The 16,000-nt window shown below is 45.7% G+C and carries 9 protein-coding genes; 6 read left to right on the top strand and 3 right to left on the bottom strand.

Features of this window, described 5'->3' with window-relative positions:
• Window positions 1-429: 429 nt before the first annotated feature.
• The 6 genes from recC to FME95_RS12640 all read left to right on the top strand — a co-directional run bounded on the left by recC (window position 430) and on the right by FME95_RS12640 (window position 10,304).
• Window positions 430-3,681 (top strand): exodeoxyribonuclease V subunit gamma, encoded by a 3,252-nt coding sequence (gene recC / locus FME95_RS12665; RefSeq protein WP_147714869.1) that lies wholly within the window; start codon window positions 430-432, stop codon window positions 3,679-3,681.
• Complete coding sequence (gene recB, locus FME95_RS12660; RefSeq protein WP_147714868.1) at window positions 3,682-7,068, top strand: exodeoxyribonuclease V subunit beta; 3,387 nt, start codon at window positions 3,682-3,684, stop codon at window positions 7,066-7,068.
• Between the two features lie 2 nt (window positions 7,069-7,070).
• On the top strand, window positions 7,071-8,888 hold the full coding sequence (recD, locus tag FME95_RS12655; RefSeq protein ID WP_147714867.1) for an exodeoxyribonuclease V subunit alpha: 1,818 nt from the start codon (window positions 7,071-7,073) through the stop codon (window positions 8,886-8,888).
• Window positions 8,889-8,895: 7 nt separating this feature from the next.
• Entirely contained in the window at window positions 8,896-9,375 is a 480-nt protein-coding gene (locus tag FME95_RS12650; RefSeq protein ID WP_147714866.1) for a GNAT family N-acetyltransferase, read from the top strand.
• Window positions 9,376-9,384: 9 nt separating this feature from the next.
• Window positions 9,385-9,837 carry an acyl-CoA thioesterase gene (locus FME95_RS12645; RefSeq protein WP_147714865.1) on the top strand — a complete coding sequence of 151 codons (453 nt, stop codon included), beginning with the start codon at window positions 9,385-9,387 and terminating at the stop codon, window positions 9,835-9,837.
• Between the two features lie 182 nt (window positions 9,838-10,019).
• On the top strand, window positions 10,020-10,304 hold the full coding sequence (locus FME95_RS12640) for a hypothetical protein (protein ID WP_147714864.1): 285 nt from the start codon (window positions 10,020-10,022) through the stop codon (window positions 10,302-10,304).
• A gap of 286 nt (window positions 10,305-10,590) precedes the next feature.
• Here FME95_RS12640 and FME95_RS12635 read toward each other — a convergent pair whose 3' ends face one another.
• The 3 genes from FME95_RS12635 to FME95_RS12625 form a co-directional block, all read right to left on the bottom strand.
• On the bottom strand, window positions 10,591-12,948 hold the full coding sequence (locus FME95_RS12635) for an efflux RND transporter permease subunit (RefSeq protein ID WP_147714863.1): 2,358 nt from the start codon (window positions 12,946-12,948) through the stop codon (window positions 10,591-10,593).
• 32 nt (window positions 12,949-12,980) lie between these two features.
• The gene (locus FME95_RS12630) at window positions 12,981-13,895 is read right to left on the bottom strand and encodes an MlaA family lipoprotein (protein ID WP_147714862.1); all 915 of its coding nucleotides are present in this window, start codon (window positions 13,893-13,895) and stop codon (window positions 12,981-12,983) included.
• Between the two features lie 403 nt (window positions 13,896-14,298).
• The gene (locus FME95_RS12625; protein WP_147714861.1) at window positions 14,299-15,888 is read right to left on the bottom strand and encodes an ABC-F family ATPase; all 1,590 of its coding nucleotides are present in this window, start codon (window positions 15,886-15,888) and stop codon (window positions 14,299-14,301) included.
• Window positions 15,889-16,000 lie beyond the last annotated feature (112 nt).

Raw genomic sequence — 16,000 nt, 5'->3', positions numbered from 1 at the left:
GTTATGAACCGAAGGCTTGCAAAAGGAAGAATTTGGTAGAAAAGATAATTCGAACCGCTTTGAAAGCCTGCGGTTCGATTAGGTTAGTTAAACGAAGCGCGCAGTTATGCCATTAAGATTTTTCGCAGCCAATAGGGGGCAATGACTCATCCGAGTCGCAAATGTGGATGCATGTTGAGTCGCAGTCCAAATCATGTTGCTCTCCTAAATTGACGCAAAAAATTGCAGTTCGTTTGGTGTTAATTTAAAAATGACTTACCGCTGAGGTAAGCATCAAACTAACGCTGTTTAGACTAACCAGCTAAAAACTCGATTTCAACCCTAATTGCGAAGAACGCAACATTTTATTTCTGTTACGTCACCTTGTGATTGATGCTGCCGATTGCCAAGTAAAAAAACGTGGTACACTTTTTATTTTTTGGAGCGACAATGTTTTATACCTACCCTTCCAATCGTATGGAAAACTTGGTCTATGCATTTAATGAGGTCTCCCGCGCCGTCGCTCAAAACCCCTTCAGCAGTGAAAGCGTTTTAGTTCAGCACCCTGGCATGCAGCACTGGCTCAGCATGGCGATTGCACAGTTACCCAACAGCCAAATATGCATGAACATGAAGTACCCGCTGCCGGTACGTTTTTTTTGGGACCTTATTCGGCAAATTATCGGCAGCGACCAAGTGCCCGACCGCTCCACCTATAGCCGAGAAATATTAAGTTGGCGCATCTACCATCTGTTACAGCAAACCTCAGTGCTAGAAAATCCGCTGATGAACGAGCCGACCCATTACTGGCAGCAAGCACCCAGCTATTTGCAACAGGCTCGCCGCTTTCAACTGGCCGAACAGTTGGCCGACCTGTATGAACAGTACCTTATGTTTCGGCCCGACTGGATTGACCAATGGGAAGCTGGTGAGCAATCCGATGCAATGCCCGAACAAGCACAGTGGCAAGCAGAGCTTTGGCGGCTATTAGTTAAGCAAGATAACAATCACCCGTTGCGGTTAATTCGCCTTGCATTAACACAGATGGATTCACCCGCTGAACCCTTGCCGTCGTGCTTTTATTTATTCGGTATTAATTCGTTAGCGCCTATCTGGTTGGACTTTTTGCACCAAATTTCTGAGCGCTGCGAAACCGACATCCACCTGTTTTATCTCAACCCGAGCGCGGAATATTGGGACGAGATTAAATCTGAAAAGCAATTACTCAAGCTAGAAGCAAAGCGCATGCAGCAACGCGCCAGTTCACTTGCGCCACTAGAAGAACTCTATACCGAAACTGGCAACCCCTTATTGGCAAGCTTAGGCCAGCAAGGCCAAGCCTTTGTTCGGCTGTTATCTGACAAAGCGCATTACGATACACCGGTGTTTTCTAGCAACGAGCAAGCAACCTCTTTGGCGCAAGTGCAGCAGGATATTTTAACCCTGCAAGACGGCAGCAAAGCGCCGAGCGAGCAACCCTTAGATGACAGCATTCATATCGCCAAAGCCCATAGTGCACTGCGCGAAGTGCAAGCATTGCATGACTGGCTGCTGCATCAATTTAATAGCGACCCGACACTGACACCAAAAGATGTCGTGGTGATGTGCCCGAATATTGAGAACTATGCGCCCTTTGTACATGCCGTCTTTGCGCCGAGCTTTGCCAACATCGACGCTGCCAGTCCGCCACTGCCTTGCTCCGTAGCAGACCGAAACTTAAAGGATGCCGACCCAACGGTTGCCGCCTTTTTAGAATTGCTCAGCCTGCCGGATGCGCGTTTCGAAGTCAGCCAAATATTAAGCTGGTTACGCGTGCCTGCCATCGCCAATAAATTTGAATTGGCCGAAGCTGACTTAGCTCAAATAGAACATTGGCTTGAGGCCGCGAACATCCACTGGGGCTTAAACCAACAGCATAAAAGCCAATGGATCGACGGGCCTGTGACACAACACTACACATGGCAGCAGGGGCTAGAAAGGCTGTTATTGGGTTTTGCCTTTAGCGATCAAGATAGTCTTGTCGGCGAGCAACTCTACTTGTCGCATGTTGAAGGTGCCGATGCAATTTTGCTTGGCAAGCTGATTCATATTTTGAATCAACTCGAAGATGCCCGTTCGACACTGAACAAAGAACGCACGCCAACACAGTGGCAGCAGTACTTGATCGACAATATCCAATTAGCGCTAATGTCTAGTGAGCAAGAATTTGAGCGCAGCGGCCAAACTATTTTAAAAGCCATTAACGATGCCACCGAATTTGCCAACCGTGCGCAAATGAACGAGCAAACCATTCCGCTCTCGGTAATGCGCAGCGTGTTAGAAAACTCATTCGCCAGCCCAGAGCAAACCGGTAGCCAGTTTATGACCGGCCAAATTACCGTTTGTTCGTTAGTGCCAATGCGATCGCTGCCCTTTAAAGTCGTTGCATTACTGGGTCTAAACGACGGCGACTTTCCACGTAACCGACCGCCATTGGGCTTCGATTTAATGGCACACGACAAACCCAGACTTGGTGACCGTTCTCGTCGTGGCGACGACCGCTATTTATTTTTAGAGGCTATTTTATCCGCCCGCCAAAGCCTGTACTTAAGTTACCAAGGCTTTGATGTTCGCAACAATGAAGCCAAACCGCCGTCACTGGTGTTGGCCGAATTACTCGACTACCTAAGCAAACGCTTTCAATTTAATAGCGAGCGGGATATTCACGCAGTACCGCTGCAACCCTTTAGCTTAGAAAACTACCAAGCGGCTAAACCGTCGTTTAATAAACAATGGCTAGAGCTTATAAAAGAGCCAGAAGATACAACGCAACAAAACGACCTAGCTGCATTCGAACAGTTAAAAACCGATTGGCACCTGAACGAGTGGATTCAATTTTTTAGTCACCCGGCGAAGTTTTTTGCCGAGAAACGACTCGGGTTATTTTTGCATAACCATCAGTCTGTCGAGTTAGAAGACAGTGAACCTTTCGCCTTGAGCCACCTTGATCGTTACAACATCCAAGCCGCTGAAATTGATCATCAACTCACTGGTTTGCAACAGCCAAACGATTACATCGAGCGACTGCAAGCGGCCAGTGCGTTACCCGAGCATCGCTTTATTGATGATCAGCTCGACAGTTGGAAACAGCAAGCACAAAGCTTTTCTCAACAACTGGCTGAGCTAGGCGGTAAAAAAGTTTCAGCGCAAAAACTTAACCTCGTTCTGGGAAATATCGAATTAGCTGCCACGCTACCAAAAACTGAAGATCGATTAATTTTTTGGCGACCGGCGAACTTAAAAGGTAAGGACATTATCACCCTATGGCTCAGTCACCTTTGCGCCAATGTGCAACAACCCTGTGAAACGGTTGGCCTGTACCGCGGTAAAGACGACAGCACAGAAATACTGAAACTCGCGCCAACGGAACATGCTAAAGCTCAGCTCGAAGCCTTATTCGATATTATTCGCCAAGGTATGAATAAACCGCTGCCATTACACAGCCAGTTACTGGTTAACCTATTACGAGAAAAAAATCGTAGCCAAGATTGGTATAACAGCTGGTATGGCGATACACGGAAGTTCGGGCTGATGGATGATCCCTACATGCAATATTTCTTTGCAACCGAACCAGACTTTGAAGCATTAGAGCAGCAGTTGCGCGGGCTTTATCAACCGCTTTTAGATCACAGCGAAATCACTCTGTTGGATGAGGAGCAGTAAATGAAACCGTTAGACATTACTGCACTGCCGCTAACCGGAAGCCACCTGATTGAAGCCAGCGCCGGTACCGGAAAAACCTACAATATTTTGCGGCTCTACCTGCGCTTGCTGCTAGAAAAAAACCTATCGGTGCAAGAAATATTGGTAATGACCTTTACCAACGCCGCGACGGCAGAACTGCGCAGCCGGTTAAGTGAGTTTTTACGTGACACTCGCCAGCACTGGCTACAAAGCGAAGAAGCCACTGTCGTGCAATTGCGTCAAACTTTGAGTGCTGAACAAGCCGACTTTAAATTGCGACAAGCCATTTTGCATTTAGATGAAGCCAGTATTTTTACCATTCATGGCTTTTGCAAACGCGCCTTAGCAGAGCAAGCTTTTTTAAGCGGTGCGAGCTTTAATTTAAACCTAGATGGCGACAGCGACGATATTTTACTGCAAGCAGCGGAAGATTTTTATCGCCACAATATCGACCAAATCGATTTTGCTCAGCTGCATGATGCTTGGCCAACACCTGAAAATTTTGTTGCCCATTGGCGCATTGCCTTAACCACCAGCGATGATATTGAAAAACCACAGCTGCAAGCGATAGAACCCAAATGGCAACAGTTTTTGCAACACTGGCCAGAAGAGAAAAAAGCCTTTATTAAATTAAATGTTGAAACCAAGCGTATTAATGCCGGGCGGTTAGCAAACAATATTGAAGATTTAGAGCTGATCAATACCGCCGTTGCAGAAAACGACTGGCAGTGTCTTAACAACTTAAGCCAAGACATTATTAAGCGCTGCTTCGATGGCAAAGCCAAAGAAGCCAGCCTCAGCAGTAGCCGAGAATTTATCAGTGCGCTAAAACAGCAACAGAAGGCCGCGCTGATTTGCGCTGCGCTGGAAGGTGTCGAATTTATTCGTCAACGTGCGGCAAGCGAAAAAGCACGACTCGACCAGCTCGACTTTAACGATCTTATTAGCCAGCTAAAACACAGCCTCTTTTCTAGCCAAGGCGATGCCTTAGCGAGCGCCTTGCAACAAAGCTACCCTGCCGTTCTGGTTGATGAATTCCAAGACACCGACCCAGACCAATACGCTATTTTAGATAAAATTTATCCGGCCAGTAGCGAAGCCTTTATGTGTTTAATCGGCGACCCAAAGCAGGCTATTTATTCATTTCGCGGTGGTGATGTCTTCGCCTATTTAAAAGCCAAACAGCAGGCTAAACACCATTGGTCGATGAATACCAACTACCGTTCTAGTCAGGCGGTTGTGGAAGGCTACAACCGCATCTTTTTAGCCGATGAAGAACAGCACAACAGCCGTACTTTTGGTTTTGATATAGACTACCGCAAAGTGGATGCCGCGCTTGGCAGCGCAAACTTTAGTGATTCTAATGAGCGCAGCGCTGTGCAGTGGGTCAACATTGAACCGGAAGAAATGCCTAGCCGTGGCCTGAATAAAGCCTTTTGCGGTAGCATCGCTCGCTGGTGCGCACAAGAAATTATTCATCTGCTAACAGAGGTCAACGTCCAGCCTGCCGAGGCTACTGGCGAGCCAGCCAATGCAATCAAACCCGGCGATATCGCGCTGCTGGTACGCAGCCACAGTGAAGCGCAATTATTACAGGGCGCATTGAGTGAAGCGGGCTTAGCATCGGTTTTTTTAAGCGCGCGCGATAATGTTTTTAACAGCCATGAGGCAGGTCAGCTACACCAATTGCTGCAAGGCATTTGGCATTACCAAGACGACCGATTGTTTGTCAGCGCTCTGGCCAGCCATTGGTTGCAGTTGTCGGTTAGTCAGCTCGACCAGCTGCAAACTAATGAACAGCATTGGGCAACTTGGCTGACACGTTTTGAGCAGTGGCGTAATCAATGGCAAACGAAAGGCTTGATGAGCATGCTGCTAAGTGTGTTGCAGTACGGCCAATATCCGTTTTCAACCGACTCACAGCGCCAGCTCACCAACATGCTGCACCTTGCAGAATTATTGCAAAAAGAAAGCACTCGGCTACGTGAACCAGAAGCTCTTCTGCACTGGTTTGCGCAAACCATTCAGCAAGACAACCGCGCTACTGATGAAACCAGCTTACGGTTAGACAGCGACGACGATCTTATAAAGATTGTCACCATGCACGGCTCGAAAGGCTTGGAATACCCGATCGTATTTTTGCCATTTGTTAGTTTTTATTCGCAATCCAATAAAACACCGGCACTGTTACGCTACCACGACCGCAGTAGTTTTCAGGCAAAGCAAAGCTATCTGCATTCTGACGAGGTTATTCGTCTGGCAGCTGAAGAAGAAGCCGCTGAACGGGTTCGGCTTTTTTATGTCGCCGCGACTCGTGCCAAATTGCGGCTCTATATTTGCGCCGCAAACTTCAGCTCATTTAAGCAATCGTCGTTAGGGCAAACATTAAAATTGAACGGCTTTATAAAAGAGCAGTTCCCGCTTGTTGAACCACTCAGTTGGCTAACCATTGCTGAAACAGATATCGGCCAACAGAGATGGCAAACAGATGCCAGCCAAGCCGAAATCAGTGTGGCTACGTTCCAAGGTCACATTGAGCGCGACTGGTGGCTAAGCTCGTTTTCATCGCTGACTCGTAACTTAAAGCACAATTACCACGATCAGCCAGATCGCGACCCTCAGCCGGTTGATGTGGTCGAATTGCCGAGCAACGAGCTGCGTTTTCGTCTGGCTAAAGGTGCCGAAGCAGGTAACCTGCTGCACGACACCTTAGAGCAATTGGATTTCAACCAGCCTAATTTTGAGCTGGCCTATCAACAATGCCAAACGCGCTATTCCAGCCTAACCGAAACATTCAGTGAAGCAGAATTGCGCCAGTGGTTGGAGCAAATACTGCACGCGCCACTGCCTCAAGGTGGCAAGCTGGCTGATCTCAGTTGGCAAACGACGTTACGCGAGGCGGAGTTTTATTTCCCAATGGCAGGCGGCGAGAGCAAACCATTGGCCGAGTTTATTCGCCAGCGTCGTCAAGCTGATTTCCAGTTGCCGGGGCACTCTCACCTAAAGGGTATGATGCACGGCTTTATCGATTTAATTTTCCAGCATCAGGGCCGATTTTATATTGCCGACTATAAATCTAACTATTTAGGTAGCCGCGTTGACGACTACGTTGCCAGTCAGGTTTTGCAAAATATTTATCACTCAAATTACGATGTTCAGTATTTTATTTATTGCTTAGCCTTACATCGCTATTTAAAAAACCGGCTGCCTAATTATCAACCCGAGCAGCACTTTGGTGGCGTTTATTATTTTTATTTGCGCGGTATGAATACTGAAAATAGCCAAGGTATTTATCACCGAACGGTCTCGGCAGAAGAGCTAAACAGGCTCGATGCTATTTTCTCTAAACCAACGGAGCTTGCGTAACGATGACCGAAACCCGCGACGCACAAACGCCTCGATCACCCTTTCAAGCTATCGACCGTTACAGCGCTAAAATAATCGCCAGCAAAATTAGTCCGGTTAGTAACGAGGTTATTGATGTTCAAGCGCGACAGATTCTTGAGCAGTCGATCATGCTGTTAAGCTTTTCATTACAGCAGGGTCATAGTTGTTTATCGTTACAACGCTGTTTAACTCAAGCTCCCTACAACCAATTGCAAGATTGGGGTTATCTGCCGTTGCCACCAGCCGAACAATGGCTTGCTGTGTTACAACAATTTGCCATCTCAGCCGAAGACAACGCTGCCATTGTACTAACGCAAGGCAGGCTTTATTTTCGTCGCTACTTTTTATTTGAACGCGAGCTGGCCAATTTTATCCATCAACATGAACAACATAACGACAAGCTAACCAGCGAACAGATAAAACGCGCCCGCTCATTACTGGCTGAACTTTTTGACAGCACGGCGGAAACAACAAACTGGCAACAGGTTGCTGCGGCCAACAGTTTACTGAACCGTTTCTCGATTATTGTGGGTGGCCCGGGCACCGGTAAAACCTATACCGTGACGCGTATTTTAGCGTTATTGGTTATGCTCAGCAGCTCATCATTAAAGATCAAATTGACCGCGCCGACCGGTAAAGCAGCACAGCGTTTGTCGGAGTCTATTCGCCAAGCAAAGGCCGAGCTTAATTTGGATATGATCACACGCGAAAGTATTCCTGACGAAGCCAGCACCTTACACCGCTTACTCGGCGTTATTCCCAACAGCATTCAGTTTCGTCATGATCAACAGAACCCTATCGATGCCGATGTGTTATTGGTCGATGAAGTTTCGATGGTTGATCTGCCCTTAATGACGCGACTCAGCCGCGCCTTAAAACCCAGCACTAGAGTTATTTTATTAGGCGATGCCGATCAGCTGCCATCGGTTGCCGCCGGTAGTGTGCTGGCTGACTTATCAATCGACAAACTAAACCAGTTCGACGCACTGCATTGCCAACAATTAAAACGTTTAGGTATCGACCTCAAGCCTAGCGATGAAAACCAAGTGCACAGCAACCGCATGACGGCGCTTATCGACAGTCGTCGTTTTTCACAGCAAAGCGGCATTGGTGCATTAGCAAAAGCCGTTATTACCGGTCAGGTAAAACAAAGCCTCGATTGTTTCGATAACTTTGCAGACCTTGAATGGTTTGAAGAGCCGCAGTTCGATACACAACTCAATCATTGGTTACGCCAATACATCAAACCCATTAGCCAACAGGCCAATGTTACTGACGCGCTAGCGCTATTTAAAAGGTTTCGTTTACTTGCAGCGACTCGCGACGGCGAACACGGAATTAACCAACTAAACCAGCGCATTAGCCAGCAGGTAAATGTTAATCAACAGCTGTTTTATCAGGGCCAACCGATCATGATCAGCCAAAACCATTATGGTTTAAAACTCTACAATGGTGATATCGGCATGGTTTGGCCAGACGAGCAACAACAGCTGATGGTGTGGTTTGAAACAGAGCAAGGCCTGCGAGCTATTACGCCCGGTAGGCTGCCAGCACACGAACCGGTTTACGCCATGACCATTCATAAAACCCAAGGCTCAGAATTCGATAAGGTAGCGCTGTTACTGCCGAGCGAACAATCTTATCTGCTTAACCGAGAACTGATTTACACCGGTTTAACCCGCGCCAAAAATCATATTCAGGTACTTGGTCAACGTTCTGTTTGGCAGCAGGCCGTCAACCAGGGCGTAGAGCGTTGGGCTGGGCTTGCTGAACAAATCGACTTATTAAAGGGGAAATAGCTTTGTTATGATGATGGTCATCGAACGTTTAACCACTCTGCATTATCCTGCCATTAAGCAGATTGTTCTTAGTGAGCAGCAAAATAAATTTTCTGCTAATGGTGAACAGTTTTTGAGTGCACTCGAACCTAGCGATAATGCTTATGTTATTAAAGCTGACGAATTAATTATTGGCTTTTTTAAAATCGATACTCAATTTAACTCGCGGTACGATTTCTGCAAACCGGCAAGCCTTGGCTTAAGAAGCTTTACTATCGACCCGATACACCAAGGCAAAGGCTTCGGCAAACAGTCGGTGCGGTTTTTATTACAGCAGTTACCTAAACTTTATTCGAATCATGACTGCATTTACCTCACCGTTAACTGTAAAAACCCAGCCGCGCATCACTGTTATAACCAAGCTGGTTTTATTGATACTAACGAGCTGTATCAGGGTGGTTCGGCAGGGCCGCAACATATTATGTATGCGCAGCTTTCTAATTTATAAGGAGTAACTATGCAGAACTCTAATACTGAAAAAACTAACACTACAACTGCTAATACAGCAACTAACCAGTATCAATTTGTTGAGCACTTTAAGGTTCGCGACTACGAATGCGACTTACAAAAAATTGTTAACAATGCAGTTTATCAAAATTACTTAGAACATGCTCGTCATGAATTTTTAACTGCTCACGGCATCAGCTTTGCTGGCTTGGCAGAGCAAGGACTGAACTTGGTAGTCACTCGCGCCGAACTAGATTACAAACACTCCTTAGTCAGTGGCGATGAATTTTTTGTCAGCGTTGATTTTTCTATGCATGATCGAGTTCGGTTTCGCTTTGACCAACGTATCATCAGAAAATCGGATAACCGCCTGTGTGTCACCGCTGTCGTTTTTGGCACTGGCGCTCAGGCTAATGGCCGACCAGGCGTACCTAAAGAAATTGTGCAGAAGCTGAGTAAATAACAGAACAAATTGCATTGGCTGTCAGCGCTGCGCAATCAAATTATGGAGTTCTTGATAAATTTTAATTTATCCAATTGGCATCTGTGTTGTTTTGGCGATACTGGATTCAGCGCTATGTAATGAAGGCTCATTACAACGATAACTGAATCCTCAAATAACAAACCACTCTATAGGTGCCGCCAATGAAAATTCTGATTCGCAGCTTCGCTGTCACACTCCTCGCTTTAAGCCTCGGCTTTGCTACCGCAGCAGATAACGACAGACCCAGACCACCGGGGCCAGACTTTGCCGAAATCGCCACTAGCCTTGGCATCGCCGAGCAAGATTTAATCGACGCGCTTGGTCAACCAGAGCCGGGCCAACATCCTGACTTAGCTGTCGCGGCAGAAAAACTTGGCCTGTCTGAACAAGACCTTATGGATGCAATGGGCCCACCGCCAGGCGAAGGCGCTCGCCCTAGTCATTAGTTTTAGCAACACCGAGTATTGTTGACAAGACAACTGGCATGCAAATACAAGGTGTCTGACTTGGTCATTAAGGGCGTCTCGCCCTTTTTTTATCAACTAAAAAATTGACTGCAAAACTAACGATTCCGGTTAATTTTTTTACCGCAGAGCCTAGCCAGACATCGCCTAGTAATACATTGGTTTTATATTTCACGCCCCGTCGTAGTCCGAGCAACAGAATATTATGGTTGCGCTTTAAGATTCACCAATTTATTTTTCGGCAATCAACCAATCAGCCGCGTTTCATCTATTTCTTCTTGCTTAACAAGGCAGGCAATAATGTGACATCGCAGAGTAATGCGACTAGCATTGTTATTGAGGCCAGAAAACCAAAATAGACACTCGGCATAAAATCCGAAAACACTAACGAGCCAAAACCGATCACAATAATTAACGTGGTATATAGCAACGCATAACCTACACTCATGTGGGTGGCCTTAATAGCATCGGAACTGTCGTTTGCCTGTTCCTTTAGATAACGATGAATATAATGAATTGTATCATCAACAGAAATACCGATAGCAACGGCGGCTATGGTGATTGTCATTAAATCAAGCGGCGTTCCGGTGACGCCCATGACACCAAAAAGAATACAGGTTGTCGCGAAGTTGGGCAGTAAGGCGATAATCGCTATGCGCAACGAACCAAACAAACCGATCAATAATACCAGCATCACCGCATAGACAATCGCCAGTGTTTTTACCTGAGAATCCACTAATTTAGCGATTATTTTTTGATACAACAAAAATACATTCGATAATTGTGCTGGGTTATCTTCTGATGTTTGCTCGGCGGCTATGTTGGCTATTTTTGTTATTAGCGCTTGTCTATCAAAATCACTGGCGCTGTCTTTAATCCTCACACTAATACGATGAGTTTTTGACTCTTCATGGAAATAAGGCTGTACCAACTGATCCCGAACTCCGGTCGGCAATGCTTCATAGATGGCGTTCACCTCATAGATCGTCATCGGTTTACCGGTTGCAACACGTGCGATGCGAGTGAAATCTGCAATAGAGCTAACGCTACCGGTTTCCTCAATACTATCAAGCTGTTCGGTAATCGACTGGATGGCGCTTAATGATGGTTGGTCAAATGCATAATCCGAGTCTTCTTCGGCATGGAACACGATATCCAGCGATACCGAACCACCAAACTCTTGGTCGATAAAGGCTAAGTCTCGGTAAGTCTCGGTCGATTCTCGAAAATAATTCACAAAGCTATTGTTAGCGTTTAAAGAAAATATACCCAAGGTGCTCGTCGCTGCAATAATGAACCAACCCAATAATAATAGTTTGCGTCTTTTACCGACCAATACAGCACAGGCATTAAGAATTTTTTTTATTAGTAAAGGTGGTGCTTTTACTTTATCCGACATTCTAACCAAACGCAGCATTGCGGGGAAAAACACTAAAGCCACGACAATAGACACCGATAGAGCAATCATCATCATCCAACCAAAACTGATAATCGGCTGTATCCCAGAAAATACCAGTGAGCCAAACCCAAGTCCTGTTGTTAACCCAGCAAATAGGCAGGGCTTAAACTTATTACGCACCATTTGCGAGACTAATTCACCATGGGATTTACCGCTGTCTAAACTGGCTAACTGCCGATATTCGACAATTAAGTGGATGATAATAGAAAGCGTTAATATAATTTGTAAGGTAATGACATTCGCCGAAATAACCGTCACTTTAAAACCCAATAGGCCTAGCGAACTGAGCGTTGTGAACAAGGCCATTGCGCAAGTGATCATCGGCAAAACAACCCAAGTCACCTGCCTAAAAAGTGCGGCCAACATAACAATAATTAGGCCAGAAATTATCAGACCAAAGGTGTATAGATCGCGGCTAATAATATTTTTAAGCTCGTAACCCAACTGCCTATTACCGCCAACATAAACCGTACCTGTTTGTTTTAACGGCTTTAATACCTGTTGTACTTCAGCTAATGTCTGGTTAATTTTTTCTGTGTATTCTACTTCAAGATGATCGCGCTCTTCTGTCAAATCTTCTAATTGCTGTGTTTGCTCGTCGGACAATGTTGCATTTAAGGTCTTTTCTTTGATTGCCGTTATTTTCGCTTGTGCTTGGGCTAAATTCTCATCTGCTTTAAAGACAACCTGTATGCCCAGTGTGTCTTGCTGCTCGTTAACCAGAGCATTTTCATAAATTGGATGGCTTTTTGTCGCGCGGCTTAGGGTTTCAGCTGATTGTCTTTTTGATTTCCAACTGAGGTCTTCGACATCAAGGGCATTTTCAAGATAATCAATATTGATAAAGATGGGCACTGTTGCCAAGCTTAATGTTGATTCGACACCATCTAATGCCACCAGCTCTTCTTCGGTGGTAAGAATTTTACTAAGGACCTGTTCCGAGAAGGTTTTTTTGTCCTCTGGCTTATAGGCCACTATAATAAAACTCTTTTGACCAAACATTTGAGCGTTAACTTGTGTACGAATGTAATCTGAGTCTAAGGTATCGATTAATGTATCGGCAGAAGCATCGAACGAGAATTTATTTAATCCCGTCATAGACAGCACTGCGCCAAGCGCTAAAAAACCAACAACTAAAAGCGCACTGACACGTTTATATTGGTACATGTTAAGTTGATCCTTAATGGCAACAGACTCGATTAGGGTTTATTTTCAGTTTCGGTGCGAAGGCGTTCTTTATACTCGTCGCGCTTACCGCTTTGCACATACAGCTCTCTTAAAAATACATAAGGATCTTCGATTTCTTCAACCAAATCATCGTAGTAAACAATGGTTGATGCTTGGGATTGGAAAGCATCCGTTGCTAAAAGCGCTAGCCTAACCTCTCTATCTGGAACCAGTCTTATCGGATTGGCAAAACCATTAACCAGTAAGCTTCCGCCACCGCGAAAATCCGAAGGCCCTAACAGAGGAATAACAACATATGGCCCTGCACCAACGCCCCAAGTTGATAGCGTATCTGCAAAATCGGTTTCCCGCTTTTCAATATCTAAAGCAGATTTAGATACATCAAACACCCCGAGCAAACCAACCGTCGAATTAACACCAAAGCGTACAATACTCGCGGTCATATCGCCGACGTCGCCTTGCAGTAGATGGTTACCTGCCGATAGCGGTTCGCCAAGGTTAGAAAAAAAGTGGCCTATCGCACCGGTCATAAACTCCGGTAGTTTCTGGTATTGCTTGGCAGCGGGAATAAAAAGATAGTGATAAGTGACATCATTAAACACAAAGGTCAGCCGATTGACTCGCTCTAGCGGGTCTGGTGACGGCTCAAACTCAACAACATCGTCGCCCTGAAAATCCTGCTCATAAGGCGCAACAGGTTCGGTAGCCTCGGTGCTGTCGTCTGTATTGTTTTGTTTCTCCCCCGGCGAAGCACAGCCTGCTAACAAGGTAGCCAAACAAACACAGCTAACCAAAAAAATCAGTCGATGGCTTTGGTTTATAATGCGGTACTCACCAGTACCAACGCTACTTTCTTGATTAGGTATCATACTGCTCACCCATGCTTTTAGCTGGTAAGCCTGCTGCCGAACTTGAATAACTTGCATTATTTTCCCTTCTACCGCAGGTGTTTTACCTAGGTTCAAAACTATTGCTATTAATGTGTATGGGGACTAAATCGACGATTAACATATTATTGACAAACTTTAGACGAAGTCACTATAACAAGAGTACTCTCTAACATGTTTAACAATTTATGTTTGGTGGCGCCTTAGCTCGGCGGTCGCGGGTTGTTTTTTATTAAATACTGCCAAGCAAATGCTAGGCTCAATTATTATTTTAATGAGGTTATCGGCTGAGAATAATCAATTTTTTCGGCTGAAGTCATTTATTGGATAGTATGCACATATGAACGTATTTAGGTTGCCAGTCAGCTCGCTGATTAAAACAAGTAACAATGAGTCACTATTCAGCTTTATTGAAAATAGTCACTCATATAAAAAACGCCGATCAGCTTGCTGCCTGACTTTCTAAATAGTCATCGTAACTGCCGTGGAAGTCAACAATGCCAGTTGGCGTAATTTCTAAAATACGCGTTGCCAAACTCGACACAAATTCTCGGTCGTGGCTGACAAACAACAGGGTGCCTTCGTAGTTTTCTAACGCAAGGTTGAGTGATTCAATCGATTCCATATCTAAGTGGTTGGTCGGTTCATCCATCAACATGATATTCGGTCGTTGCAACATCATTTTACCGAACAGCATGCGGCCTTGTTCACCACCAGAAATCACCGATACTTTTTTATTGATTTCATTTTGTGAAAATAGCAGGCGGCCTAAGGTGCCACGAATAACCTGTTCGTCATCGCCCTCTTTACCACAATCGCCCATCCATTCCAGCAGCGTTTTATCAACTTGGAAGTCTGCTGCGTGATCTTGAGCGTAATAGGCGATATTAGAATTTTCTGACCACTTCATAGTGCCGGAGTCTAATTCTGTATCACCCACCAAACATTTCATTAGCGTCGATTTACCAATACCGTTGGCACCAATGATGGCAACGCGTTCACCGACTTCAATTTTTAGGTCGAGATTTTGAAATAGAGTTTCATCGTAGCTTTTCTTCAAGCCTTCGGCTTCTAATGCCATGCGGTGTAATTTTTGCTCTTGCTCGAATCGAATAAATGGATTCTGGCGACTGGAAGGCTTCACCTCGGCCAATTCAATTTTATCGATACGTTTAGCACGCGAGGTTGCTTGCTTTGATTTCGATGCATTGGCCGAAAAGCGACTGACAAAGGTTTTAAGCTCAGCAATTTGAGCTTTTTTCTTGGCGTTATCAGCCAGTAACCGCTCACGTACTTGAGTGGCGGCGGTCATATATTCATCGTACGAACCTGGGTAAACGCGCAGCTCGCCATAATCCAAATCGGCCATGTGCGTACAAACACTGTTTAGGAAGTGACGGTCGTGCGAAATAATAATCATGGTACATTGGCGCTCGTTTAAAACGCCTTCCAACCAACGAATGGTGTTGATGTCCAAGTTGTTGGTCGGTTCGTCGAGCAACATGATGTCTGGGTCAGAAAACAACACCTGCGCCAATAGCACTCGCAGCTTCCAACCGGGTGCGACTTCGCTCATTGGGCCGTAATGCTGTTCAATGGGAATACCGACGCCCAATAGCAGTTCACCGGCACGAGCTTCTGCGGAATAGCCGTCCATCTCGGCAAACTCACCTTCCAATTCACCGGCACGAATACCGTCTGCTTCGGTCATTTCGGCCTTGGCGTAAATGGCGTCCTTTTCAGATTTCACCTGCCAGAGCTCATCGTGGCCCATAATGACCGTATCAATCACGCTGTATTGCTCATAAGCGAACTGATCCTGCTTCAACTTACCAATGCGTTCATTAGGGTCTTTTGAGACATTACCTAACGAGGGCTCTAAGTCGTTACCGAGAATTTTCATCAGCGTCGATTTGCCGCAGCCGTTGGCGCCAATGAGGCCATAGCGATTGCCGTCGCCAAACTTAACGGAGATATTTTCAAATAGCGGCTTAGCGCCAAACTGCATGGTTATATTAGCGGTGGTCAGCAAGGTGGAGTCCATATATTGAGGTGAATGTAGTATCAGCCGTACGGGAAAGCTGCCGGCGAATGCTAAAGGCTCGCCGAGCTTGTGTCTATGGCTGATTTGTTATGTTGCAGGG

Origin of the sequence: Reinekea thalattae, assembly GCF_008041945.1 — a bacterium.
Taxonomy (GTDB): Bacteria; Pseudomonadota; Gammaproteobacteria; order Pseudomonadales; family Natronospirillaceae; genus Reinekea; species Reinekea thalattae.
This window is presented reverse-complemented; position numbering and strand designations above follow the sequence as displayed.

What these genes read in the sequence shown, in the direction of transcription:
- FME95_RS12630 (WP_147714862.1), bottom strand. Translation starts at nt 13,895, where the DNA reads ATGCAAGTTATTCAAGTTCGGCAGCAGGCTTACCAGCTAAAAGCATGG.
- FME95_RS12635 (WP_147714863.1), bottom strand. Translation starts at nt 12,948, where the DNA reads ATGTACCAATATAAACGTGTCAGTGCGCTTTTAGTTGTTGGTTTTTTA.
- recC (WP_147714869.1), top strand. Translation starts at nt 430, where the DNA reads ATGTTTTATACCTACCCTTCCAATCGTATGGAAAACTTGGTCTATGCA.
- recD (WP_147714867.1), top strand. Translation starts at nt 7,071, where the DNA reads ATGACCGAAACCCGCGACGCACAAACGCCTCGATCACCCTTTCAAGCT.
- FME95_RS12650 (WP_147714866.1), top strand. Translation starts at nt 8,896, where the DNA reads ATGATGATGGTCATCGAACGTTTAACCACTCTGCATTATCCTGCCATT.
- FME95_RS12640 (WP_147714864.1), top strand. Translation starts at nt 10,020, where the DNA reads ATGAAAATTCTGATTCGCAGCTTCGCTGTCACACTCCTCGCTTTAAGC.
- FME95_RS12645 (WP_147714865.1), top strand. Translation starts at nt 9,385, where the DNA reads ATGCAGAACTCTAATACTGAAAAAACTAACACTACAACTGCTAATACA.
- recB (WP_147714868.1), top strand. Translation starts at nt 3,682, where the DNA reads ATGAAACCGTTAGACATTACTGCACTGCCGCTAACCGGAAGCCACCTG.